The sequence below is a fragment of the Polaromonas sp. YR568 genome (assembly GCF_943371715.1).
GTDB lineage: Bacteria > Pseudomonadota > Gammaproteobacteria > Burkholderiales > Burkholderiaceae_C > Polaromonas.
Genome location: NZ_CALRVW010000002.1, coordinates 60699 through 83524 on the forward strand (window position 1 = coordinate 60699; position 22826 = coordinate 83524).

Annotated in this window: 20 protein-coding genes and 1 pseudogene; 9 read left to right on the forward strand and 12 right to left on the reverse strand. The window is 63.5% G+C overall.

What is annotated here, in order from left to right:
• Nucleotides 1-108 precede the first annotated feature (108 nt).
• The gene (locus AAG813_RS01735; RefSeq protein WP_341911200.1) at nt 109-1638 is read left to right on the forward strand and encodes a serine hydrolase; all 1530 of its coding nucleotides are present in this window, start codon (nt 109-111) and stop codon (nt 1636-1638) included.
• 334 nt (nt 1639-1972) lie between these two features.
• On the forward strand, nt 1973-2869 hold the full coding sequence (locus tag AAG813_RS01740) for an acyltransferase (protein WP_341911202.1): 897 nt from the start codon (nt 1973-1975) through the stop codon (nt 2867-2869).
• A 124-nt stretch (nt 2870-2993) separates the two neighbouring features.
• Here the strand turns inward: AAG813_RS01740 and AAG813_RS01745 are convergent, their stop codons facing one another.
• Nucleotides 2994-5843: an ATP-binding protein gene (locus tag AAG813_RS01745; protein WP_341911601.1), complete on the reverse strand. Its 2850-nt coding sequence runs from the start codon at nt 5841-5843 to the stop codon at nt 2994-2996.
• Between the two features lie 328 nt (nt 5844-6171).
• Here AAG813_RS01745 and AAG813_RS01750 point away from each other — a divergent pair, with 328 nt between their 5' ends.
• Nucleotides 6172-6927 (forward strand): hypothetical protein, encoded by a 756-nt coding sequence (locus AAG813_RS01750; RefSeq protein WP_341911204.1) that lies wholly within the window; start codon nt 6172-6174, stop codon nt 6925-6927.
• A gap of 110 nt (nt 6928-7037) precedes the next feature.
• Here AAG813_RS01750 and AAG813_RS01755 read toward each other — a convergent pair whose 3' ends face one another.
• Nucleotides 7038-7784 carry a sulfite exporter TauE/SafE family protein gene (locus AAG813_RS01755; RefSeq protein ID WP_341911206.1) on the reverse strand — a complete coding sequence of 249 codons (747 nt, stop codon included), beginning with the start codon at nt 7782-7784 and terminating at the stop codon, nt 7038-7040.
• 109 nt (nt 7785-7893) lie between these two features.
• Between AAG813_RS01755 and AAG813_RS01760 the strand changes: the two genes are divergently transcribed.
• Both AAG813_RS01760 and AAG813_RS01765 read left to right on the forward strand, forming a co-directional pair.
• Nucleotides 7894-8811 (forward strand): LysR family transcriptional regulator, encoded by a 918-nt coding sequence (locus tag AAG813_RS01760; RefSeq protein ID WP_341911208.1) that lies wholly within the window; start codon nt 7894-7896, stop codon nt 8809-8811.
• A 43-nt stretch (nt 8812-8854) separates the two neighbouring features.
• Nucleotides 8855-9763, forward strand: coding sequence for a hypothetical protein (locus AAG813_RS01765; RefSeq protein WP_341911210.1), 909 nt, complete (start codon nt 8855-8857; stop codon nt 9761-9763).
• 49 nt (nt 9764-9812) lie between these two features.
• On the opposite strand, the gene AAG813_RS01770 is transcribed toward AAG813_RS01765, so the two are convergent.
• Nucleotides 9813-10088, reverse strand: a complete 276-nt coding sequence (locus AAG813_RS01770; RefSeq protein WP_341911212.1) for a hypothetical protein — start codon at nt 10086-10088, stop codon at nt 9813-9815.
• 3 nt (nt 10089-10091) lie between these two features.
• Nucleotides 10092-10649: a hypothetical protein gene (locus AAG813_RS01775; protein WP_341911214.1), complete on the reverse strand. Its 558-nt coding sequence runs from the start codon at nt 10647-10649 to the stop codon at nt 10092-10094.
• A gap of 298 nt (nt 10650-10947) precedes the next feature.
• Between AAG813_RS01775 and AAG813_RS01780 the strand changes: the two genes are divergently transcribed.
• On the forward strand, nt 10948-11859 hold the full coding sequence (locus AAG813_RS01780) for a DMT family transporter (protein WP_341911216.1): 912 nt from the start codon (nt 10948-10950) through the stop codon (nt 11857-11859).
• 137 nt (nt 11860-11996) lie between these two features.
• On the opposite strand, the gene AAG813_RS01785 is transcribed toward AAG813_RS01780, so the two are convergent.
• The 6 genes and pseudogenes from AAG813_RS01785 to AAG813_RS01810 form a co-directional block, all read right to left on the reverse strand.
• On the reverse strand, nt 11997-12380 hold the full coding sequence (locus AAG813_RS01785; RefSeq protein ID WP_341911218.1) for a hypothetical protein: 384 nt from the start codon (nt 12378-12380) through the stop codon (nt 11997-11999).
• Between the two features lie 31 nt (nt 12381-12411).
• On the reverse strand, nt 12412-12738 hold the full coding sequence (locus AAG813_RS01790; RefSeq protein ID WP_341911220.1) for a VOC family protein: 327 nt from the start codon (nt 12736-12738) through the stop codon (nt 12412-12414).
• Nucleotides 12739-12828: 90 nt separating this feature from the next.
• The gene (locus AAG813_RS01795) at nt 12829-14325 is read right to left on the reverse strand and encodes a CHAD domain-containing protein (protein ID WP_341911222.1); all 1497 of its coding nucleotides are present in this window, start codon (nt 14323-14325) and stop codon (nt 12829-12831) included.
• Between the two features lie 129 nt (nt 14326-14454).
• Nucleotides 14455-14826, reverse strand: a complete 372-nt coding sequence (locus tag AAG813_RS01800) for a DUF1294 domain-containing protein (protein WP_341911603.1) — start codon at nt 14824-14826, stop codon at nt 14455-14457.
• A gap of 156 nt (nt 14827-14982) precedes the next feature.
• Nucleotides 14983-15168, reverse strand: a pseudogene (locus AAG813_RS01805) (cold shock domain-containing protein); the annotation flags it as partial.
• Nucleotides 15169-15187: 19 nt separating this feature from the next.
• Complete coding sequence (locus AAG813_RS01810; protein WP_341911224.1) at nt 15188-16090, reverse strand: CoA transferase; 903 nt, start codon at nt 16088-16090, stop codon at nt 15188-15190.
• A 230-nt stretch (nt 16091-16320) separates the two neighbouring features.
• Between AAG813_RS01810 and AAG813_RS01815 the strand changes: the two genes are divergently transcribed.
• Nucleotides 16321-16890: a DUF2975 domain-containing protein gene (locus AAG813_RS01815; RefSeq protein ID WP_341911226.1), complete on the forward strand. Its 570-nt coding sequence runs from the start codon at nt 16321-16323 to the stop codon at nt 16888-16890.
• Between the two features lie 19 nt (nt 16891-16909).
• On the forward strand, nt 16910-17122 hold the full coding sequence (locus tag AAG813_RS01820) for a helix-turn-helix transcriptional regulator (RefSeq protein ID WP_341911229.1): 213 nt from the start codon (nt 16910-16912) through the stop codon (nt 17120-17122).
• Between the two features lie 20 nt (nt 17123-17142).
• Here AAG813_RS01820 and pobA read toward each other — a convergent pair whose 3' ends face one another.
• Complete coding sequence (gene pobA, locus AAG813_RS01825; RefSeq protein ID WP_341911230.1) at nt 17143-18327, reverse strand: 4-hydroxybenzoate 3-monooxygenase; 1185 nt, start codon at nt 18325-18327, stop codon at nt 17143-17145.
• 115 nt (nt 18328-18442) lie between these two features.
• Here pobA and AAG813_RS01830 point away from each other — a divergent pair, with 115 nt between their 5' ends.
• Nucleotides 18443-19282 (forward strand): IclR family transcriptional regulator C-terminal domain-containing protein, encoded by an 840-nt coding sequence (locus tag AAG813_RS01830; RefSeq protein ID WP_341911233.1) that lies wholly within the window; start codon nt 18443-18445, stop codon nt 19280-19282.
• A gap of 23 nt (nt 19283-19305) precedes the next feature.
• Here AAG813_RS01830 and AAG813_RS01835 read toward each other — a convergent pair whose 3' ends face one another.
• Nucleotides 19306-22695: a PAS domain-containing protein gene (locus AAG813_RS01835; RefSeq protein ID WP_341911235.1), complete on the reverse strand. Its 3390-nt coding sequence runs from the start codon at nt 22693-22695 to the stop codon at nt 19306-19308.
• Nucleotides 22696-22826: the final 131 nt, after the last annotated feature.

Here is a 22826-nt window from a genome sequence, read left to right on the forward strand (position 1 = left end):
GCCAGCTGGCCATCCGTCGGAAGGGCATGCTCCCGGGGCGTGGCGGTCGACGTCAGTCCGGGGATGAGCTCGGCTACGATACGACGCACCACCCACAGAGGAGAGAACATGCAACCGTTAGCTGGACGCTCGCTTGCCTTCATTGCCGCCACCTTGCTCTGCATGCCACTGGCCGCGCAAACCCAGGCGGGGCTATGGCCCACGCAGCAGTGGGCCATGGCCACACCGGAAGAGCAGGGCATGGACTCGGCGGCGCTGGCGGCGCTGGTGGACTTTGGTGCAGCCAACGAGATGGACAGCCTGGTGGTCACGCGGCATGGTCGCCTTGTGGCCGAGGCCTATTACGCGCCTTTCAAGCCGGGCATGCGGCACAAGCTCAATTCGGCCACCAAAGGTGTGGTGGCAACGCTGACGGGCATCGCCATCCAGCAGGGCAAGCTGGCCGGCACCGACCGCCCGGTGCTGGAATTTTTTGCAGACCGCTCCATCGCGAACGTGGACGACCTGAAAAAGGCGATGACCGTGCAACACCTGCTCGACATGACCTCCGGCCTGGACTGGAAGGAGCCGCTGACGGACCAGCGGCCTGATTCGTTGTTCGAGATGCTGCGCAGCCCGAACTGGGTGCAGTTTGTGCTGGACCGGCCGATGGCGCAGGCGCCGGGCACGGCCTTCAATTACAGCAGCGGCAACTCGCAGCTGCTGAGCGCCATCCTGGCGCGCCAGACCGGCATGGCCGTGCCTGATTTTGCGGCGCAGCAGCTGTTCCGGCCGCTGGGCATTTCCGGCGAGCAGTGGCGCAAAGACCCGCAAGGCATCGCCACCGGAGGGTTTGGTTTGTACCTGCAGACGCGCGACATGGCCAAGATCGGTTACCTGTACCTGCGTGGCGGCGAATGGGAGGGAAAACAAATTCTCCCGCGCAGCTGGGTGGACCGGGTCTACCAGGCCAAGGTGCCGATGATGCTTTCCGCCACCACCGACCTGCGTTACGGCGACCAGTGGTGGACCCTTCCCGCGCGCAAGGCCTACATGGCGGTGGGCTACCACCGGCAGATCATTCTGGTGCTGCCGCAGACTGGGGTGGTTGTCGCCTTGACCGGACGCAAAAACTACCCGATCGACCAGATGCTCGATCTCGTCGAGCGGGCGGTGAAGTCCGGGCAGGCGCTGGCCGCCAACCCGGCCGGCAGCGCCTTGCTGGCAGAGCGCGTCGAGGCGGTGGCCCGCGAAAAGCCGCTCGCCGCAGCCGCGCCGGCCCTGGCCCAAGGCATTTCAGGCAAGACCTACCGCCTGGCGCCCAACAACCTGGGCGTCAGGGAGTTCACGCTGCACCTGGGCGCAGCGCCGTCGTACGAGATCGTCAGCTTTGTGGCACGCGGCAGCAGTGACACGAAAAAAGTGTCGCTGCCGCTCGGGCTGAACGGCCAGTTCGCGCCGGCCGACGCCACCGACGGTGCCGCCTTGGTCAGCAAGGCCAGCTGGACCGGCCCCGACACCCTGACGGTGGTGGTGCGCCAGCCCGAAGAGGCAGAGACCGTGCGCTACGTCCTGAAGTTCACCGGCAAGCAGGTGGCGGTGACCCATCACAACGCGTTTGGTTTTCAGCAGAACCTGACCGGTGAAACCAGCGATTGACAGGACCGGAGGGAAGGTCGCTACGTGCGATGCGCTCCCTGGTAGGGCATGGATGTCGTTGCGGACTTGATCCGCAATCCATGCGCGACGCCCTCGCCAGCAGGTTCTCGCAGCATGGATCCCGGGTCAGGCCCGGGATGACGCGCGAAGGCAGGGCGGCAAGGGGTTTGCATACTTTTGAATGAAATCAGCCTTCAGCCCTTATCTGACGGGCGCCAGCAGCTATTAAAACAGGAGCGAATCGTCATTCCATCCGCCCGCCACTACGCTGCCTTTGACCTTCCACAAGCCCGGGCCGGCCGGTGCAGGCGAGAATTCAAGTTTTGAACTGACCATGCTCGGACTTCTGCCTTCCTTTCTTCGTGGCGTGATTGCGCTGATTCTGCTGGTCATCAACACGCTGTTCTGGTGCACGCTGCTGTTTGCGGCATCGCTGGTCAAGCTGGTGCTGCCTTTCAAGGCGGTGCGTGTGCGCATCGACCCGCTGCTCAACGCGATTGCCACTGCCTGGATCGCCTGCAACAGCGGCTGGATGCGGCTGACCCAGCGTACCCAGTGGGACGTGGCCGGCGTGGACGCGCTGCGTTACGAGGGCTGGTACCTCGTCAATGCCAACCACCAGTCCTGGGTCGACATCTTTGTGCTGCAGCATGTGCTGAACCGGCGCATTCCCATGCTGAAGTTTTTCCTCAAGCAGCAGCTGATCTGGGTGCCGGTCATCGGCTTGGCGTGGTGGGCGCTGGACTTTCCCTTCATGAAGCGCCACACCAAGGCCGACCTGCGCAAACACCCCGAGCGGCGCCTGCAGGACCGTGAAGCCACCAAACGCGCCTGCGAGAAGTTCGCGCTGGTGCCCACCAGCGTGATGAACTTCGCCGAGGGCACCCGTTTCACGCCCGCCAAACACGCGTCGCAGGCTTCGCCTTACCGGCACCTGCTCAAGCCCAAGGCCGGCGCGCTCGCGCTGGCGGTCAACGCCATGGGTGAAAAATTCCACTCGCTGATCGACGTGACCATCGTTTACCCGGCCGGTGCGCCGTCGTTCTGGCAGTTTCTCTGCGGCCAGGCACCGAAGATCATCGTGCGCGCGCAGCAACTGCCGATTCCTCCCGAGTTCAGCGAGGGCGACTACGCCGCCGATCCGGTTTTTCGCATGTCCTTCCAGCAGTGGCTCGGCGACCTGTGGGAGCGCAAGGACCAGCAGATCGGCATGTTGCTGGGGCAGGGCTGAGCTTCCCCGGCTGAGCTTCGGCCTACAAGAAAAAACTGCTTCCCGCCCTTGTTTGGCGTGCGCTGGCAGCTATCAATTCAGGAGTTCAGGAGTTTCTGACAGGCCCCGGCGGCAGACCGTTTGCTCAGGCCGGCGCCGCGCCGGCGGGATGCGTCCCGGCGAGCACGCGCTTCAGGGTCTGCAGCACCTCGGCGTTCGGGGTCTGGGCTTTGACCAGCACCGCAGCAAAGCGCGCGGCCTCGGCACGGCTCAGCGCCGTGGCCGAGAACACCACCACCGGCGGTGGCTGGTCCAGCGCCTCGACGTCGGCCAGCACCTCCCAGCCCGACGCACCACGCAAGTCCAGGTCCAGCAGCACCAAATCGAAGCGCTGCTGCCGCAGCCGGACACGCGCTTCCTCGGGCGAGGCCGCAAACTCGAAGACGGCGAAGTCTTGGGCAATGGCGGCCGTGATGCGCTGCATGTCGAAGTCGTCCTCGACATGCAGGATGCGCGGTTTGCCTTCGGCCATGCTGCCGATGGCGTGGCGAAGGGCGAGCACCAGCTGGTTCTCGTCGATCGGCTTGTCCAGCCAGTCCGAGACGTTCAGCGGCAGGCTGTTGCATTCGATGCGTTCTTCGTTGGCCGAGGCCGAGACCACAACGATGGGCAGATCACGCGTGTGTTCCTGACGGCGCAAGGTGAGGACCAGAGTGACGCCGTCCTGGTCGGGCAGCTCCAGGTCCACCGTCATCGCGGCGTAGCTGTTTTTTTCCAGCAGATCCAGTGCCATGGCGGCGGTGTAGGCCCGGTCCACGTCAAAACCGCCTTTTTCCAGCATCAGGCCGATCAGGTGGGCAATGTCGCGGTCGTCTTCACACACGAGGATGCGCGGGCGGGTGCTGGCCGGCGGGTTGGCGGCCAGCGTTGCCACGGGCTGGTCGGCCGGTTGCACCCATTGCGATTGCGGCAGCTCGAAGAAGAAGGTGGTGCCGGCCCCGGCTTCACTTTCGAACCCCATGGTGCCGCCCAGGCGTTCGATAATGGCTCTCGAAATATTCAGGCCCAGCCCGGTGCCGCTGTTCTGGCGCGTGTCGGACGAATCGGCCTGCGAGAACTTCTGGAAGATGCGCTTGCGAAACTCATCCGGAATGCCGGGGCCGCGGTCGCGTACTTCCACCCGCACGCCCTGGCCGGCACGCAACACATGCACTTCCACCGTGCCACCGGGGGGTGAAAATTTCATGGCATTGGACAACAGGTTGGTCACGACCTGGGTCAGGCGGTCGCTGTCCGCGCGGACGTGCAGGGTCTCGTCGGTGCAGAACAGCTTCAGGTGCACGTTTTTCGCGGCACCAAAACCCTCGTTGGCGGCCAGCGCCTGCGCCAGCAGGGGTTTGATCGCCAGCTCCTGCAGATCGAGCTGCATCTTGCCGGATTCGATCTTCTCGATGTCCAGGATGTCGTTGATCAGGCGTATCAGGCGCTCGCAGTTGTTCTTGGCAATCTCCACCAGCAACTTGACGGCGTCAGGCAGCTGGCCGGCCACACCGCCGGCGATCAGGCCCAGCGAGCCGCGGATGGAGGTTAGCGGTGTGCGCAACTCGTGGCTCACGGTGGAGACGAACTCGCTCTTGATGCGGTCCAGGCGTTTGAGCTCGGTGACGTCGGTGGCCAGCGAATAAAAGCCGATGACCCGGCCCTCGTCATCACCTTCACCATACCGCGGGAAGTAGTTGACGACGTAGTCACGCGGGTCGCCGCGCGGGTTGTTCCGGGTGCGTTCGTACACCACCGGGTAACCCGCCATGACCTGTTCAATCTGCGGGATCGTGGCTTGATAGATTTTCTCGCCCAGGACTTCGCGCAGGTGTTTCCCCTCGATCTGCTCCGAGGGCAGCCCCAGCGCCTCTTCGTAGGCCCGGTTATGAAAGCGGAAGCGCTGCTCCGCATCGACGTAGGCAAGCAGGGCCGGCAAGGTGTCGGTGATATCGCGCAACTGCGTTTCGCTGTTGCGCAGCAGGGCATTGGCATCCCGCGCGGCTTTTTCCGAGCCAACCAGTTTGCGCACCAGCGGCGCCACCAGAACGTTGAGCAGCAGCATGCCAACAATCGCCAACGCTGCCAGCAGGGGCAGGATGTACTTGAGCTGCGAGAAGATGGGGGCGTACAGCTCCTTCTGGTCGATTTTGAGAACCATCCCGAAACCGAAAGGCGCAATCGGCGCGTAGGATGCCACCACCTGTTCGCGCCGGTAGTCCCGGGCGACGATGATGCCGGTCTTGCCGAGCAGGGCGTGGTTCATGGGCAGGGCTTTGCCCTCGACGATGCGCGCAATGCGTTTGAACTCCGTACCGGACAAGCGCCCCAGAAAACAATCCATGTCCTTGCCACCGTCGTTCAGCGGCGCGCAGATCGCGAACTCGGCACTCTGGCCGATGGCGGCCACATCGCCAAAGACCCGGGTCAGCAAGGGCAGGGAAGTCTCCGTCCTGACCTCGCCCACGCGAAGGCCTTGGGCGTCGAGAATGTCCAGGTGCGTCTGGACAATGAATTTGCCGTTCCACAGCAGGAAAGCGCGGTCCTTCTGGCTCAGCAGGACGTGTTGCTCGCCACTGCGCGAAAAACTGCCTGCGCGGGCCACTTCACGGCCCCCCGCGTCATGAAAGGACAGGCCATTGAAGCCGGTGGGCAGAAACGAGGTGGCAGCCCGCTGCATCGCCAGCGTTGCCGCGGCGTCGTCCGGCGTGGACCCAAGCACTTGCAGGGTCTGCACCAGGAAAGGACGCGTCGCCACGGTATGCGCGTCGGTCAGGGCCTGGTTGGTCTGGCTTTCAAACAGGCGGGCATTGCTTTGCAGTGCTGCCTGCAGGCCGCGGCTGAGAACAGATTCTGTCTGTCGCTCCATGACGGCATACACGGCGAAACCTGCTGCCAGATTCGCCGCCAGAAGGATGATCCCGCCTATCAGGCAGATCCAGCGGTCTTGACGCATTGAAAACAAGGGGTTCTCTCTCCGTGTCGGGAATTCGATTATCCAGCGTAGCCGCGGTTGTGCAGCGCCTTCGCACGCAAAAGCGTGTCAGGAAAAGCGCCGGTTTGGCGTTTTTGGGGCCGTCCCCCTCCGGCGGGGGAGTCCGGACTTCGGCTGGTCCTCGTTATGATCTTGCCCGGCATCTCCTGCTTTCTGCCCCCGCCGACCGTCATGCATCAGGCCGCACCTTGCTCCCACCGCGTGACTTCCCCTTATTTTTTGATAGCCCAGCCTCCCTGCCGGGAGGGCTGGCGACGTTTTTTCCACAGCCATCCCTGACGAACTCACCATGAACATCACGGTCAACCCAGAACTGCTTGCCTACATCGACCCGCTGACCACCGACGAACGCGAGGCCCTCGAGCGCAGCCTGCTGGCCGAAGGCTGCCGCGACGCGCTGGTGCTGTGGGGCGATGTGCTGGTGGACGGCCACAACCGCCACAGCATCTGCACCCGGCACGGGATCCCGTTCCATACGGTGCAGAACAGCCGTTTCAAATCCATGGACGACGTGCACCTGTGGATGATCGACCAGCACCTGGGACGGCGCAGCGTGTCTGACTTCCAGCGCGGCGTGCTGGCCCTGCGCAAAAAGGACATCCTGGCGGCACGCGCGCACACCACGGCGGAAGCTTCTCCTGCAGCAGGCCAGGCCACTGACACGCCGACCCCGGCACCCGAACCGCTGCTGACGCGCGACGCGGTGGCCAAGGCCGCGCGCATCAGCAGCAACACCATCAGCCAGATCGAGAAGATCCAGAAGTCGGCCGCGCCGGAGCTGATGGCCGCGGTGAAGTCCGGCACGATCTCCATCAACGCTGCTGCCAGCGTGGCCACGCTGCCGGTCGAAGCGCAAGTGGCCGCCGCCGCCGGTGGCCGCAAGGAGCTGCAGCAGGCCGCCCGCCAGGTGCGCGAAACCCGCGCCGTGGCCCGCACCGAACCCGAGTCACCCGAAGGCGTGATCGCACGGCTGCGGCAGACCATCAGCGAACTGATGGCGGAAAATGCGGCGCTCAAGGCGCAGTTGGCCGGTCAAGGCCGCTGAGCCGTGCGCACCGCCGAGTTCGACCCTCATCGGTTTTGTTATGAGTCAAAATGGCCTCCAGCCCTTATGCAGCGGGCGCAGGTAGCTATCAAATAAAGAGCATTTTGGCGTCACCAGCCCTGCCACACCAGCCAGCCGCCCAGCACCAGCAACCCGCCCAGGAAGCAAGCACGGAAGCCGTTCTGGCTCAGTTCGTCGCGCAGGGCCTGGCCCAGCCACATGCCCAGCATCGCAGGCAGCAGCATCAGCAGTGACTGTGCCGCCGAGTCGGCATTCAGGTGGCGGCTGCCCGCCAGCGTGACGGCCAGCGCGAGCGTGGAGACCGTGAATGACAGGCCCAGCGCCTGGGCCATCTCGTCCTTCTTCAGCCCCAGCGCCTGCAGCCAGGGCACGGCCGGCAGCACAAACACCCCGGTCGCCGCCGTCAGCAGGCCGGTCAGCGTGCCAATGAGGCCGGACAGGCCCGCTTCCCGCTTCGGCCTGGGAGGCGGCAGGCGCCAGCCCGCCAGCATGGCCAGCGCATAGGCGACCAGGCTCAGGCCCAACCAGAGCATCGCGTGCCCGCCCGGTGTGGCCATCCAGCCGCGCCCCAGCCAGACGCCCAGGCAGACGCCCGCCATCATGGGCCACAGCCGCCTGAGCAGCGCCCGCAGGTGCCCGCCGCGCGACATCTGCCACAGGTTGGTCACCAGCGCAGGCAGCACGAGCAGGGCGGCGCCTTCCGCCACCGGCATCATCAGCCCCAGCAGACCCATGGCCACCGTCGGCAGGCCCATGCCCAGCACGCCCTTGACGCCGCCCGCCGCGAGAAAGACAAAACTCACCAGCATGAACTCGTGGACGTCGGGGACAAACATGGATGCTCCTGGGGAATGCGGCCTTGCAGTGTGGCCCCGTGCCATCGCCCTGACCATCTGTCTTTGCTTGAGGTAGGCTCAGCGCTGTGTGTAGCCACCGGTGACCTCAATGCGTTTTGACTGGACCGACCTTCAGCTTTTTGTGCATGCCTGCGAGGCCGGCAGCATGACGGCCGCCGCCGGGCGCTCGCACCTGACGCTGGCCGCCGCCAGCGCACGCCTGCGCGGCATGGAAGAGCAGGCCGGTGTGGCCCTGCTGCTGCGCCACTCACGCGGCGTGCGGCCCACGGCGGCCGGCGAAGCGCTGCTGCGCCACGCCCACGCCGTGCTCGGTCAGATGGCCCAACTGCGCGGCGAGCTGGCCCTGCATGGCCGCGGTGCCCTCGGAAAAATCCACCTCATGTGCAACACCTCGGCGCTGGTGCAGCACCTGCCGCCGCTGCTGGCGGCCTTCCTGCGCAAGCACCCGTCCATCGACACCGTGGTGGAGGAAAGCGCCAGCCCCCTCACCGTGCAGGCGGTGAGGCAGGGCGCCACCGACATCGGCATTGCGTCCGATGCGGAAGACATGGCCGGCCTGCAGACAGCTTTTTTCTGCAAAGACCCGCTGGTGCTGGTGCTGCCGCGCGGGCACGTACTGGCGCGCAGCCGCTCGGTGGCGTTCGAGCAGGTGCTCGATCTTGAGCTGGTGGGCTACAGCGCTTCCAGCGCCTTGCACACCTACCTGAGCCTGCAAGCGGCACAGCTGGGCAAGCCCATGCGTGTTCGCGCCAACCTGGGCAGCTTTGACGCGATGTGCACGTTGGTGGAGCAGGGGGTTGGTGCGGCGGTGGTGCCTGCTGCTGTGTTGGGGCGAGGTAGTGGGAACGGGTGGCTCACTGTGCGTCCCCTATCGGATGGGTGGGCCAAGCGATCGCTGGTGTTGTGTGCGCCGATGGATCTGGTGGAGGCGCAGCCGGCTGGGAGGTTGTTTGAGTTTTTGAAGATGGCTGCTAGAGATGAGGAATCGCTCGTCAAAAATATGTGACGAGTAGATCAAAAAAATTTACGAGACAAGGCGGCTCCTTTTTTTGAATGACATCCTCAAACAGCTTGGGATGGCCGTAGGGCGCTATCTCTGGCAATATCCAAAAATGAACCCTCTAGAAATACTCCTCTCTACCGTCACTACATCAGCACTGATTGGCGTAGTGCTTTTTCTAGCGCGGAATCTAATTACTACACGCCTTGCCAAATCTGTTCAGAACGAGTTTGACGCCAAGTTAGCGGGACTTAATAGTCGTCTTCGGATTAGCGAAGATTCTCTTAAAGCTGATTTGCAAAGAAAGGAAGCCGAAATACTGGCCTTACAAAGTGGTGCTATGCAGAGTCGATTGAGCAGACTCGTAGCGATTGACAAACGTAGGCTTGAAGCAGTTGATCAGTTATGGGACGCCGTCTACGACTTGAGCTTTGCTAAGGCTACTGCTGGATCAGTGTCAATACTTAAGCTGGAAGCCATCGGAAAGGAAATTGAGCGGAATCCTAAGGTCAAAGAGATTTTCGCCGTGTTCAAGATCGATGAAGCTAAATACTCGGCGGCGGGAAAGCTAGCACAACGGGCAAGGCCCTTTATTACGCCAGTCGCGTGGGCGTACTTCGCAGCATATCAAGCAATTCTCATGTATGCAGTAGCTCTTATAAAAATACTCCAGATCGGGATTGATCCCACGAGATTTATGGATAGTAAGAGCTTGATAAGTTTAATCACGGCAGCTCTTCCACATTGCACCGAATACATTGAAAAGCATGGACCAACTGCAGCCTACTACCTTCTCGATCAGCTGGAAAATAGCTTGCTAGAAGAACTCAAGCGGATGCTTGATGGAGGAACTACAGACCTGGCAGAGGTGTCACGTGCCCAGCAGATCCTTGTCGAGGTATCGAGAGTAAATCGCGAGGTTAGCGAATCGCAATCCTCCGCTTCGTCAGCGGCTTGACGAGAGCGAGAGTAGAAATGATGTTGGCTCTCTGTGACGCTCACTTCGCTCACTTCGATAACCCTGACAAATTGCTTGCTGGCAACACGGGGGCATTTACCAAAAGGTCCGCCAGGTTCTTTCGTTCAGCGAGTGATATCGATCCTACGTCTGAAGATGTGCCGATAGCCTTAATGGCTGCTGATGTCGCGTCGATTCGCAGATTACCGAGATCCTGCTTTGAGCCGAGATCGCCCAACAAAACGTAGTAGCCAGGTTTTCCTTCCACTTGTACTACTCTGGGTTGAAAGTCCTTGGTTGTACTGGTAGAGAGAATTTTCTGCATTTTTCAGACTGTATTCAGTGCCTTTTCTTTGCTCGCAGTACTTCCAATGACATACGCATACGGCTCATTGAGCTCTCCTCGGCCAACAGCAGCGGCAAGGGCGTTTGCGAATGACGGTTTTAACGAGGCGGCCGACAAAACTTCGACCTTGAGATTGGTGTTCAAATTGCTTGGTGCGTTTTGAGGTGGAATAACAAGCTGTGCGTTGGCTGCTGGCAATGGCAGCCATCCAAGTGAAGGGATGTTCGCGGACCTACGTTGCTCGGTATCAATGCTCTTGACCGGCTGATTTGCGATTGCCAGCAGGACCGAAGGGGCCAGCAAGCCCAAAATGAAAGCACTGCGCCGCACCTTTGCGGGCGATAGTTCATGATCGGCTAGAAACACTGCCGCCACGCTGCCAAGCAACATATAGCAGAAGTATGTGAGGTAACCGGCGTATGCCTCAACCTGTGCCACGCCGAACAGAAAAAATCTGGCGTCAATTAGCTTTAGCAATGCGAGGGCTAGTCCCCCAATAGCACCTATGACACCTTTTTGCCACCAAGTTAGTTCCTGCATAGGGTTTCCTAGAAGTTGTAGGCAGTGTTTATCAGAGTAGTTCACACTTCGCATCCTCAATTTGGAGGAGATTGGATGAGACTTGGTTATCATTTTGTCTATGCATCTCCAACTCTCTCCCCCTTCCGCCTGACTCGCACTGCACCCGGTCTCCCGCCGGGTCGCGCATGCGGCCGCGCTTGTTCTGCTCAATGAACAACAGCGCGTGGCCATGAGTTGACGCGCCTGCCTGCCTTTCTCTTCTTTCCTCTGGCTGCAAACAGCCTGGCAGCAGGCGCACGGATGGAGATCTTTTTTCATGAATTCCCGAACATCGGCCGCTTTGGCCTGGGGTGGCGTCCTGCTTGCAGGCGTCTTGTGGGGTGTGGGCGCGCTGGTCGCCCAGTCGGTGATGGAGGGCGGCGGCATGTCGCCGTTCAGCCTGTCTTTGGCGCGGTTTGCGCTGGGTTTGCCGCTGTTGTGGTGGTGGCATTGGCGGCAGGTGGCTGCCACGCCGGCCGCCGGTCAATGGCGGCATTTGCCGTGGCGGGAGAGGGCGCTGATTGTTGTCACCGGCCTGGCGATGGCGATGAACGTGACCTGCTGGTTCATGGGCGTCAGCTACATCGGCGCGGCCTTGCCGACGGTGATTTCGATCTGCTGCGCGCCGGTGATGGTGGCGCTGCTGTCGGTATTGCGCGGGTATGAGCGGGCTAGTGGGCAACTGCTGGCGGCGCTGGTGCTGGCGCTCGTGGGTGTGGCCTTGATCGTTGTGCCGGAGGAAGCCTTGGTCTTGCCGCGCAACTACGCGGCGGGCCTGGCATGGTCGTTTGCCTCGGCCGCCTTGTACTCGCTGGTGGTGCTGGGCAATGCGCGCATGCCGGCGCATGTGCCGGCCGTCAGTGCCTCGGCCTGGGGCATGGCGGTGGCCGCGCTGCTGATGCTTGTGCTGGCCGGCGCGCAGGGCATCACCTGGCCGCGCGACGGCACGGCCTGGCTGCAGGTGGCTTACACCGGCGTGGCCACTACGTCAGTCGCTTACCTGGCCTTTGCCTGGGGCGCGCGTCGGTTGTCACCGACGGCTGCCGTCCTGGGCACCTTGATTGAACCGCTCGTCGCAGCGCTGGCGGCCGCCTGCCTGTTTGCCGAACCACTCACAGCGCGGCAGGGCTTAGGCGGCTTGTTGCTGGGCGCGGCGATGGTTCTGCTGGCGCTGCGGCGCTCAGGCTAGTGGCTCGGCTCACGTCCCGATGGATCAGGGTGATGCCTCTTTCAACGAGGCTCTTTGCTGTACTTCCGAATGAGGGCCTGCATCACAGCCTGGTAATTTTCATTGGCATCAAGGGCCGAGGCCATGCGTGGATTCTTTTATAGCTTTAGCATTGTGGAGAATCCATTCAGCCAGGCCTCGAACTTTGCGCATGGGACGCCCTTTTTGGCAATGTTTTCCTGAGCATGGGTTTGCTGAATTTTGATGCTTTCAGAAACAATCATGTCCTGCTCTGCCGGACTGGCGCCGCGTCTTTTGGCTTCGCTGCGTATGGTTTCAATAGACCTGCGATAAAGGCCATGATTTTTCTTCTCCCATGCTGCAAGCGTTTGCTGGCTGGGTGTCCCGCGCCTCTCACAGTGCGCCGAGCTTTGTTTTGCGTATTCGAAGTACAGCAGGTTCTCGGCTGCTTCGCTCAATGTCAATGCCCATGACGAATGAGCGCTGACAAGCAAAGCCACAAGAAGAAAAATTCTTTTCACTGATACCTCCTGGTGGTTCGTATTGAAGTTGTCAGGCGTTTTCGAACTGGAGAAGCTCGTGCAATACGCCTGCCGTGTCTTTGAACCTGACGAATACACCGACCGGGCACTTCTGAGGTGAGCTGTGCAACAGCTCGCCTCCCGCGTCGTCGACGCTGCGCATTGACGCCTGTGTATCTTCGGTCTGGAATGCCAGAACGGTTGTCGGGGTGGAGGGCTGCTCCCCAGGTTCAGTCTCCTGCAGAAGCAGGGCCACTGATCCGGTCTTGAGCTGCACGATGCAGGGGCCGTAGGTGGCCTTCACTTCGTACCCGAGGGCGTCCGTATAGAAGCGAAGCGCCTCTTGCAGCTTGGGCACGTAAATCGTCTGTACGCATACCGGCAACATTTGTGTTCCTCCCATTTTGCGAAAGCTCGTGTCGTTTGTTCTGCGTGAATGTACACGGGCCTAGTCCCAGAACGGCCTCGCCTGCCGGGCCAGCAAGTCGCAGGCCTGCTGGCAGGCCTGCACATGCACCTCGCGGCGTGCGCTGAGCCAGCCGGCGCCGAACAGGGCGCGCGGGTCGTGGCCTGACAGGCCTTGCCAGACCTGCAGCGCCGCCACTTCGTCGTGGTAGATGCCCAGCGCGTCCTGCAGCGGCTTGAGCGCTGCCAGGTAGGCGGCGGCCTTGCGTCTGGCGAACAGGGGCTGCGCAAACTCGGCCAGGTAACGCAGGCGTTTGACGCGCTTGCGCAGGGCGTGTTGTTCGGCCTCGGGCAGGGCGGTGAACTGGCTGCCGCGCGCCAGCACCTGCTTGTGCAGGCGTGCCAGGCGTTGGCGCAGGAATTTTTTCGGCGCTTTATCGTCGGGCGCAGACACGGCTTCATCAGCGGGCGTATGCACAAAACCGATCAGGCCCAGCAGCGCCTGCTGGAAAGCCGGCGCGCGCACCACCTCGGCAGGCGTGGGCAGCGCGCCCAAGGCGCCTTGCCAGTCCACCGGGGGACCGCCTGCGGCTTCGATCTGGCCCTGCAGTTTGCCGAGCAGGTAGTCGCGGTCGCGGTGCTGGCCCAGTTCGCGAAACACGCCGGCCAGCACGGCCTTCCATTCCTCGCCCGGATCGCCCCAGCCGCCGGCAAGGGTCTCGAGAGCCTGCAGCGCGGTGCGCAAGCGGCGCAGACCCACGCGCAGCTGGTGAATGGTTTCTACCGCGATGCAGCCGGCGGCCACGTCGCTGGCATTGGCCAGCACCTGGTTCAGGCAGGTGGCCACCACGGCGGCGGCCACGTCTCGGCCCGAGGCGTGGCGGGGAAAGCGCAGCGCTTCGGCGCCCACGGCCGCGCCGAAATCATGGGCGAGCGCCAGGCGCTCGCCTTTCTGGGACTTGCTCACGCTGCTGAGCCACAGGCCATGCCGGAGGCACCAGGTGGTGGCCAGTGCCACCGCGCCGGCGGCCGGGCCCTGCTTGAGTTCGAGCTCCAGCTCGCGCACCGGCAGGCTTCTGTCGCCGGCGGTGATGTGGCCTTGGTCCAGCGCCAGCTCGACCAGCGCGCCGCGCGCCCGCACGGTGCGCGTGAGGCGAACCATGTCGGTCGCGTAGACGAGGCTCAGCTCGGGCGCCGCCGCATCGGACTGGTGTTTTTTCAGGGCCTGGCGGATGCGCTCGCCGACCGGCGTGCCGTCGTGGCGCGACAGCTCGGGCAGGGGAGCCGTCCGGCTGCCGAGCGCGACGTTGTGTTCGAGCCGCTCCAGCGGCCGGCTGCCCGGGGCCTTGGCGGTCTGCACCCATTGCCGTCCTTCCTTGCGCAGGCGCAGCACCACGCCCTGCGCCGCCAGTGCGCGGTCGGCCGTGTCGAAGTAGCGCGCCCGCAGGCGCTGGGTGCGCGTCATGCCGCGGCGCAGCGCCGCTTCCACCGCAGCGAGCCGGGCGGGCGGGATGTCAAGCTTGAATTCGAACTCGGTCATGGTGTGGCCTGCGGCAAAGCGGTGCCTCCATCCTACGCCCCGGGCGCCGGGCAGGGCTGTATCCGGCGGTGTTGCGCCGGTTTATGAAACCATATCGGCATCCAGCCCTTATCTGGCATGCGCAAGCAGCTACATATTCAATAGCATACGCTGGAGCGTTTCGTGACCCACCCAGGCTGCCAGAACAATGAAGTGGACCGCCACACTTGCCCAGTAGCTTGCGCGGAACGACGCCTTGCTGGATTTGTGGCGCAGCAGTTGCTGGGCGAACCAGGCTCCTGGCCAGCTGCCCAGCAGGCTGAACAGGTGCAGCGTGTTTTCTGCCGTGCGCCAGCGACCCTGTTGCGCTGCGTATTTGTCGAGCCAATAGACGAAGAAGGTCACGAGGTTCAACAGCAGCGCAGCGGGCAGCACCAGCAGCGGAAGCCGGCCTGCCCACACGCCCCATGCGAGCAGTGCGCCCCAGGTCAGCAAGAGCAGCAGGAGAGGGCCGGCGGGCACCGATGGGGAGGGTGCACGCGAATGACGCGGGTTTTGTGGTGGCCTGCCATGGGCCGTGGACGTGCGACGACCCGCTGGCGGAGCTGGCTGGTGTGCGCGAGATGCTGACAACGATTGCCCGGGTGTATGCCTGCTGTGATCTGTCGTCTGCACGGCCACGGCGCGTGGACCCTTGCCGCCCACGTGTACTTCCTCGAAGCTCACCGCCAGCCCTTCGCGCGGAGGAAGTGCGCCCCGAAAGTCCTGCTTGTGGAAAAAAACATCGGCACCGGACGCTGGGCTGCGGATGAAACCAAAGCCGCGTGTTGCATCCCAGCGCGCGACCGTTCCCTGTTTTCTCATGGACTGCCCGGTTGATGAATCAATCGACCAGCGTGTGCAACGGAATGTCTTTTTCCGATGCCAGCTGGTCCAGCTGCGCACGGGTTTGCGTGCGCATGAACGCCGCGATTGCTTCGTGCGTGGCGGGTGCAAACATGGCGCGGATGTCTGCCGCTTCCACACCCGCGGCCGCACACAGGGCGGCGGCGAAATGCGGCTCCAGCGCGGCCACCGCCACACGGCCGTCCTGGCAGGGGTAGACCCTGTAGCCGGCATGCGCGCCGCCGACAGAACCGCTGGGCTGCGTCAGGCCCCATAGGCGCGGCAGCGCCAGGTAGGCCGCGGCATCGGACAGGGCCACTTCGATGAAGGCCCCGCGCGGATGCGGGTCACCCGATCCGGCATACGGCTCCAGCCGCTGCAGGGCCGCCTGCAGCACGGCTTCGCTGGCCATCAGCGAGCCGCTCATGTCGGCGTACAGCGTAGCGGGCAGCTCCAGCCCGGGCACCAGCCCGTTGTCAGCCAGGTAGGTCAGGTCGTGGCCGGGTTCCTCGGCGCGCGCGCCGGGGGCACCGACGATGGCGACATGCGACAGCGCGGGGTACAGCGTGTGGATTTTTTTCCAGCCCAGGCCCAGCTTTTCAATGGCGGACGGGCGAAAGGAGGTCAGCAGCACGTCGGTTTTTTCAAGCTCGCGGTGCAGCGTCTTCTGGCCGGCTTCGGTTTTCAGGTCGGCGGTCAGCACCTTCACGCCTTCATGCAGTTGCGCGTAGGCCGGTTTGTTGTACAGGCCCATGGGGTCGCCCGAGGGCGGCTCGAGCTTGATGCAGGTCGCGCCCATCTGCCGGCAACGCATCAACGCGGCCGGGCCGGGCAGGTTGAGCGCCAGGCTCAGGATGCGCAGGCCGCGCAGGGGTTGGAGGGCAGGGTGTTTGGAGGGCATAGGGGCGGGTGTGAAGGTGGACGGCAGGAAAACAGGAAAAAAGGCGGACGGCGGGCGTGCTGGCAATTTACCCTAAATGGTGCGCGCTTCGCCGAACCGTCGGCAGGCCCTGCGGCCTGGAGCTGAAAGATGGCGCTGTATGTCGTAATAATTTATGTTTTACAGTAATTAATTATTGTTTAACAGATATTTAAGGCGATAATGCAGGCCTCAAGCCTAGGGAGTCCTCCATGAAAAATGCATTCGCCGCAAGCACCCTGGCACGTCCTGACGTGCAACGCCTGAACAGTGCCTTTGCCTGGGTTTGTGCCCTGTTGGCGGTGGCCTTGCCGCTGGCTGTGCTCTACCAGTTGGTGACCACGCCGACCGAGGGTTTGCTGCTTCGCTCAGGCGTCAGTCTGTCGACGCTGCAGGTGGCCATGCTGGACGTGGAGCTGTGGCAACGCGTTCTGGCCGTGGTGCTGGGCATGGTGCCGGTGTGCTGCGCATCCTACGGGCTGGTTTGTGCCATGCGCTGTTTTTCGGGGTTTTCCCAGAGCGAGTATTTCAGCCTGCGCAACGTGCGTTATCTGCGCGGTTTCGCCGCGGGCGTTTTTGCCTCGGTGGTGACGGGTTTTTTTGTTTCCATGGCCATCAGCGTGGTGTTGACCCTGGGCGCACCGGCGGGCCAGCGCGCGCTGGCCATGGGCCTGGGCAGCAATGAGCTGCTGACGCTGCTGTTTGCCGGCATGGTGTGGCAGATCTCTGCGGTCATGGCCAAGGCCGTGGCCCTCGCTGAAGAAAACGCGCAGTTCGTCTAGTTAGTCAGTCAGCTCTCTCGTGTCCATCGTCGTCAAACTCGACGTGATGCTGTCGCAGCGCAAGGCCAAGTCCAAAGACCTGGCCGCCTACGTCGGCATCACCGAAGCCAACCTGTCACTGCTGAAGCAGGGCAAGGTCAAGGGCGTGCGTTTCGATACGCTGCTGAAAATCTGCGAGTTTCTCGACTGCCAGCCCGGCGACCTGCTGGTGCATGAGCCCGATGGAGGCTGACGCGAGCTGTTGCGCCGGCCTCAGTTGCCGAAATCGAGCGGCAGGCCGACGTAGTTTTCAGCGACCGAACGCGCGCCGGTCTCCGAATGGACGATGTAGTCCAGCTCGGCGTCCTGCAGCTTCTGGCCGATGGGACCGTTTTCCGGGAAGTGGTGCATCAGGCTGGTGAACCACCATGAGAAACGCTCGGCCCGCCAGATGCGCTTGAGGCAACGCTCGGAATAGGTGTCGATGCCGGTTTCGGTTTTGTCGGCGTAGAACTCGATCAGCGCACTGGAGAGGTATTTCACATCGGTGGCGGCCAGGTTCAGGCCCTTGGCGCCGGTGGGCGGCACGATGTGGGCCGCGTCCCCGGCCAGGAACATGCGTCCGAAACGCATGGGCTCGGCGACAAAACTGCGCAGCGGGGCAATGCTTTTCTCGATCGATGGGCCGGTGACGAGTTTGTTGCGGCCATTGGCGTCCAGGCGCAGGCGCAACTCGTTCCAGAAGGCGTCGTCCGACCAGGCTTCGACCTTGTCGGTCAGCGGCACCTGCAGGTAGTAGCGGCTGCGCGTGGCGCTGCGCTGCGAGCACAGCGCAAAGCCGCGCGTGCTGTTGACGTAGATGAGTTCATGGTGCACCGGCGGGGTGTCGGAAAGCACGCCCAGCCAGCCGAAGGGATAGACCTTTTCGTACTCGGCCACCGCGCCTTCGGGCACGCTGGCGCGGCAGACACCGTGAAAGCCGTCGCAGCCGGCGATGAAGTCGCATTCGATCTCGTGCGTCTGGCCGTCTTTCTCGTAAGTCACGCGCGGCCTCTTCGTGTCGAAGTCGTACACGGCCACGTTACCGGCTTCGTAAATGGTGGTCAGGCCGGCCGCCTGGCGTGCGTCCATCAGGTCGCGGGTGACTTCGGTCTGGCCGTACACCATGACGTTTTTGCCGCCGGTCAGGCCGTTCATGTCGATGCGGTGGCGCTCGCCCTTGAACAGCATGTCGAAACCGCCATGCACCAGGCCTTCCTGGTGCATGCGCCGGCCGACGCCGGCTTCGTCGAGCAGGTCGATACAGACCTGCTCCAGCACGCCGGCGCGAATGCGGCCCAGCACGTAGTCGCCGCTCTGGCGCTCGACAATGACCGCGTCGATGCCGGCCTTGTGCAGCAACTGGCCGAGCAGCAGGCCGGAGGGGCCTGCACCGATGATGGCAACCTGGGTACGCATGTCTTTCTCCACTTCGTTTTGACTGAGTCGCTAGCGTAGGCGTGATGCCTGGCGACTGCCAGACGGCCACGCGGGCGGTGCACGATCTGCAGGCCATTTGTGCGATGATCGCGCAATGAGCAGAAATTCGCCACCCTCCGAGCCGATGGGCGCGGTCCTCCAGACCAGCCGGCCCATCGCCAAGGCCGACATGATTGAAGGCATGGCCAAGGGCATGGCCGTGCTGGAGAGTTTTGACACGCAGCGCCAGCGACTCAACGCCACGCTGGCCGCCGAACGTGCCGGCATCACCCGCGCCGCGGCGCGCCGCCACCTGCTGACGCTGGCGCACCTGGGTTACCTGGAAACCGACGGCAGCTATTTCTGGCTGGCACCCAAGGTGCTGCGCTTTTCAGGCAGCTACCTGGCGTCGGCGCGTCTGCCGCGCGCGGTGCAGCCGACGCTGAACCGGCTGGCGGCACAGACCCAGGAGTCGTTCTCGGCCGGGGTGCTGGACGGCGACGAGGTGGTGATCGTCGGTCGCAGCGGCTACGAATGGAAAAACGGAACCGGTGGTGCGGTGCGCGTGCTGGCCTACGGCCTGCACCTGGGCGCGCGCCTGCCGGCCCACGCCACCTCCACCGGGCGGGTGCTGCTGGCTGCCAAACCCAAAACCGGCCTGACGCAGTGGCTCAAGGGCCGCACCCTGCCGCGCCTGACCACCCGCACCATCATCGACATCAAGCAGTTCCGCGCGGTGATCGAGCAGGTGCGCACCGACGACTGCTGTCTGGCGGTGGAAGAACACGAGCTCGGTGTGCATGCGCTCGCGGTGCCGCTGCGCAACATGCAGGGCCGGACCGTGGCCGCGCTCAATGTCGTCGCATCACCGCAGCGCTTGAGCGCCCAGCAGATGCAGCGCGACCTGCTGCCGCTGCTGTTCGACGCGGCGCGGGAGCTGCGGCCGCTGATGTAGCCGCGTGGCAGGGCGTCAGAACATCAGGCCGCTGTCGGCAGCGTGAAGAAAAAAGTCGCGCCCTGTTCCGGCGCCGACTCGGCCCAGATGCGGCCGCCATGGCGGGAAATCACGCGCGCCACCGTGGCCAGGCCGATGCCGGTTCCCGCGTACTCCGCGACATCATGCAAGCGCTGGAAGGTGCCGAACAGCTTGTCGACGTACGCCATGTCAAAGCCGGCACCGTTGTCGCGCACAAAAAAGGCGCCGCGCGGCGACTGCCGGCCCACCGAGATTTCGGCGTTGGAACAGCGCGCGCTGAATTTCCAGGCATTGCCCAGCAGGTTTTCCATCACGGCGTGCAACAACCGGCTGTCGCCATGCACCAGCAGGTCCGGCTCGACGCTGAACACCACATGGCGCGAACGGTCGGCGGACTGCAGGCGCGCGAGAATCTCGGTGCTGATGGCGCTCAGGTCCACCAGCTCATGCTGGAGGGCCTGCCGTGCCACATGGGCCAGGGACAGCAGGCCTTCGATCAGGTGCCCCATCTTGTCGACGCCGGCCTGGATGCGGGCCAGGTAGTGCTGGACCTTCACGGACTCCTGGCCCCGCAGTTCATTGAGCAGCAGTCGGCTGAAGCCGTCCACCGTGGTCAGCGGTGAGCGCAGGTCGTGCGAGACCGAGTAGGAAAATGCTTCGAGTTCCGCGTTCGACAGCCGCAAGGCGGTTTCGGTCGCCTTGATTTCCGTGATGTCCACATCGATGCCGACCCAGAACATCTCCTCGCCGGCTTCGTTGAGCACCGGTGACACGCGGTAGGACATGAGGCGGTAGCTGCCATCGGGTGTGCGCAGGCGCCGTGTGCCGGCGTGGGGCGTGCGCGTCTGGCGGTGGCCATGCCATGCTTCGAGCATGCCCGGCAAATCGTCCGGATGCACCAGACCCATCCAGGCCGTGCCGTGCCAGTCGGGTGGTGCGCCGCCGAAAAGTTCGTACCAGGCCTGGCTGACAAAGGTGGCATTGCCCTCCGGATCAATCGTCCAGATCGGATACGGTGCCTGTTCGGCCAGCGCCCGGAGCAGGGCTTCCTGGCGTGAGAGTTCGCGTGTGCGTTGCGCGATTTTTTCCTCCAGCCCGCTGTTGAACTCCCGGACCTGGGCCAGCAGCTTGACGTTGTCGATCGCGATCAGGGCCAGTTGGGCGAGTTCGGTGACGACGTATTCGTCCTGCCGGGTGAAGTCGCCCTCCAGTTTGTCCGACAGCTGCAGCAGGCCGACGTTGTTGCCGTCCCGTCCCGTGAGCGGCACGGCGAGCCAGCCGTTCATGGCAGGGTGCCTGTCTGCGTAGCTTCCAAAGCCGCGCCAGCGCGGATGAGCTACAAGTTCGGCCTGGGTCAGGCGCAATGGCTGGTTGGTTTCGCAAACGACCGCATAGATACCGCTACCGTCGGGCGGTTTCATCAAATTACGGTACCCGGCATATTTATCGGACAGCGACAGCGCCGTGATGCTCTGGGACCAGTCGCTGCCTTGTGTCAGGCTGACAACGGACTGATGCGCACCGATGATAGTGCGTGCCTGATCCGCCACCTCCTGCATGACCGCCTCCAGCGTGTGGTGCTGGGTGATGGTCTGTGCCGCCTCTGCGGCACGCTGCAGGGTTTGCAGATGAGCCTGGACTTCATGCTCGGCCTTGACGCGTTCGGTGACATCCTGCAGCGCTCCCTGCATGCGGATGATGGTGCCGTGGCTGTCCCGCACGGCCTGGCCCATCGAGCGCACCCAGATGTGGCGGCCGGTGCCGCTCACCATCTCCAGTTCGACATCGAAGGGCGTGCCCTGCGTCAGACAATCCTGCGCCACCTGCGCAGCCAGCGCCCGCGAACCCGGCGCGCAGAGTTCGATGGCTGTCTCGATTGTGGGGGCACTGCCTTCGGGCAACTCCAGTACATGGGAGGCTTCACTTGACCAACTGAAACGCATCACGGAAATATCAACCGCCCAGCCACCCAGCCTGGACAACTGCCCCGCCATGCGCACCAGTGCAGTTTGGGCATGCAGCGCAGCTTCAGCCTGTTTCAGGTCGTCAATGTCGGTGGCGGTGCCGTACCACGAGACAATGCGCCCGGCGTCGTCACGGTTGGGAATCACCCTTGCCAGCTGCCAGCGGTAGGTGCCGTCAGCGCACAGCAGGCGGTGTTCGTTGTGAATGCCTTGCCCGCTGTCGATGGCAAGGCGGAAATCCTCGGTTGTCCTGTCCAGGTCATCCGGATGCACACGCGTGAACCAGCCGCCCTGGAGTGAAGCCTCCACCGGCTGGCCAGTGACGTGGGTCCATTGGTCGTTGACGAACGCCATGTGTCCGCTTGCATCGGTGATGAACACGATTTGCGGCATGGCCTGGGCCAGCTGGCGAAAGCGCAGCTGGGTACGTGCCCGTTGCTGGGCATACCGGTAGAGCAGCATAGACAGCAGGACGACCGCGGCCGTGGCAGCCAGCCAGATCAGCAAGGTCAGCGCGGCAAAACGCTTCCAGGGCGCGAGCACCTCGTCGTACGGGGTGCCAACGTAGATCACCAGCTCGGGATACGGGCCGAGGGCACGGTAGGCAATCATGCGGACCTTCCCATCAATCGGACTGGTGGCCTGGTAGACGCCTTGCGCGCTCCTGGGGAGCTGTTCGGAAAACAGGGGCAGGTCGGGAAAGGCCTTGCCCATGACGGCGTCGTCCATCGGGCTGCGCATCATCAGCACCCCGTCCCGGCGGAACAGCGCAATCGCGCCGCCGGCGCCCAGGTCCACTCCGTGCCAGAGCCTGTCGAAATAGGGCGGCTCCACGGCGGCCACGATCACGCCCGCGAAGCTGCCGTTCGCCGCCCGCAGGGGCCTGGACGCACTGATCAGCCAGCTGCCGGTGGAACGGCTGCGTACCGGCGTGCTGATGTGGAAACCCACAGACGGGCGCTGCTGATGGATCTGGAAATGCTCGCGATCGGCCAGCTTGACACCGATGTTGCCGAGGTCCGAGTCGAAAACAATATGGCCGTTGGCATCCAGCACCCAGATGGCCCGCACGAAGGGGAGGGTGCTCAACTGCTCGCGGAGCATGTTGCGGGCCGAGTGTTCGTCCAGCCGTTTTTCTTCCTGCAGCGCCTGCAGCCGGCTGGCCGCAAGTTGCAGGCGCTGGTCCACGGTCTGGAAGGAGCGGCCGGTTTGCTCCTCGATCACCTGCACCAGCGACTGGGTCAGTTTCTCCCCGGCGCGCAAGGCGTCGCCGCGAAGGTAAAAGAGGGCGATGGCCACTGCGCAGGCGGAAACCACCACCAGGGCGCCCGTCAGCCAGGCGATCGGACGGCCGATCGAGTCCTGCGCAGAGTCTGCGTGCGTCAGCGATTGCCGGAGCGGCGCATCAACTTGCCAGGGCCAACGCATGCATCCAGCCTTTCAGTGGGGCCGGACATGATGCCCGGTGTGGGCCATGATGCCATGTGGGTCGAACTTTGTCGATTGCGACCGGCCCTTGTTGCTGCGCCTGGGGCCGGCTGTCCCGCTCTGTTTTATTG

What these genes read in the sequence shown, in the direction of transcription:
- AAG813_RS01770 (WP_341911212.1), bottom strand. Translation starts at nt 10,088, where the DNA reads ATGCAGAAAATTCTCTCTACCAGTACAACCAAGGACTTTCAACCCAGA.
- AAG813_RS01745 (WP_341911601.1), bottom strand. Translation starts at nt 5,843, where the DNA reads ATGCGTCAAGACCGCTGGATCTGCCTGATAGGCGGGATCATCCTTCTG.
- AAG813_RS01830 (WP_341911233.1), top strand. Translation starts at nt 18,443, where the DNA reads ATGAGCAGAAATTCGCCACCCTCCGAGCCGATGGGCGCGGTCCTCCAG.
- AAG813_RS01815 (WP_341911226.1), top strand. Translation starts at nt 16,321, where the DNA reads ATGAAAAATGCATTCGCCGCAAGCACCCTGGCACGTCCTGACGTGCAA.
- AAG813_RS01735 (WP_341911200.1), top strand. Translation starts at nt 109, where the DNA reads ATGCAACCGTTAGCTGGACGCTCGCTTGCCTTCATTGCCGCCACCTTG.
- AAG813_RS01835 (WP_341911235.1), bottom strand. Translation starts at nt 22,695, where the DNA reads ATGCGTTGGCCCTGGCAAGTTGATGCGCCGCTCCGGCAATCGCTGACG.
- AAG813_RS01740 (WP_341911202.1), top strand. Translation starts at nt 1,973, where the DNA reads ATGCTCGGACTTCTGCCTTCCTTTCTTCGTGGCGTGATTGCGCTGATT.
- AAG813_RS01795 (WP_341911222.1), bottom strand. Translation starts at nt 14,325, where the DNA reads ATGACCGAGTTCGAATTCAAGCTTGACATCCCGCCCGCCCGGCTCGCT.
- AAG813_RS01775 (WP_341911214.1), bottom strand. Translation starts at nt 10,649, where the DNA reads ATGCAGGAACTAACTTGGTGGCAAAAAGGTGTCATAGGTGCTATTGGG.
- AAG813_RS01810 (WP_341911224.1), bottom strand. Translation starts at nt 16,090, where the DNA reads ATGCCCTCCAAACACCCTGCCCTCCAACCCCTGCGCGGCCTGCGCATC.
- pobA (WP_341911230.1), bottom strand. Translation starts at nt 18,327, where the DNA reads ATGCGTACCCAGGTTGCCATCATCGGTGCAGGCCCCTCCGGCCTGCTG.
- AAG813_RS01780 (WP_341911216.1), top strand. Translation starts at nt 10,948, where the DNA reads ATGAATTCCCGAACATCGGCCGCTTTGGCCTGGGGTGGCGTCCTGCTT.
- AAG813_RS01750 (WP_341911204.1), top strand. Translation starts at nt 6,172, where the DNA reads ATGAACATCACGGTCAACCCAGAACTGCTTGCCTACATCGACCCGCTG.
- AAG813_RS01760 (WP_341911208.1), top strand. Translation starts at nt 7,894, where the DNA reads ATGCGTTTTGACTGGACCGACCTTCAGCTTTTTGTGCATGCCTGCGAG.
- AAG813_RS01755 (WP_341911206.1), bottom strand. Translation starts at nt 7,784, where the DNA reads ATGTTTGTCCCCGACGTCCACGAGTTCATGCTGGTGAGTTTTGTCTTT.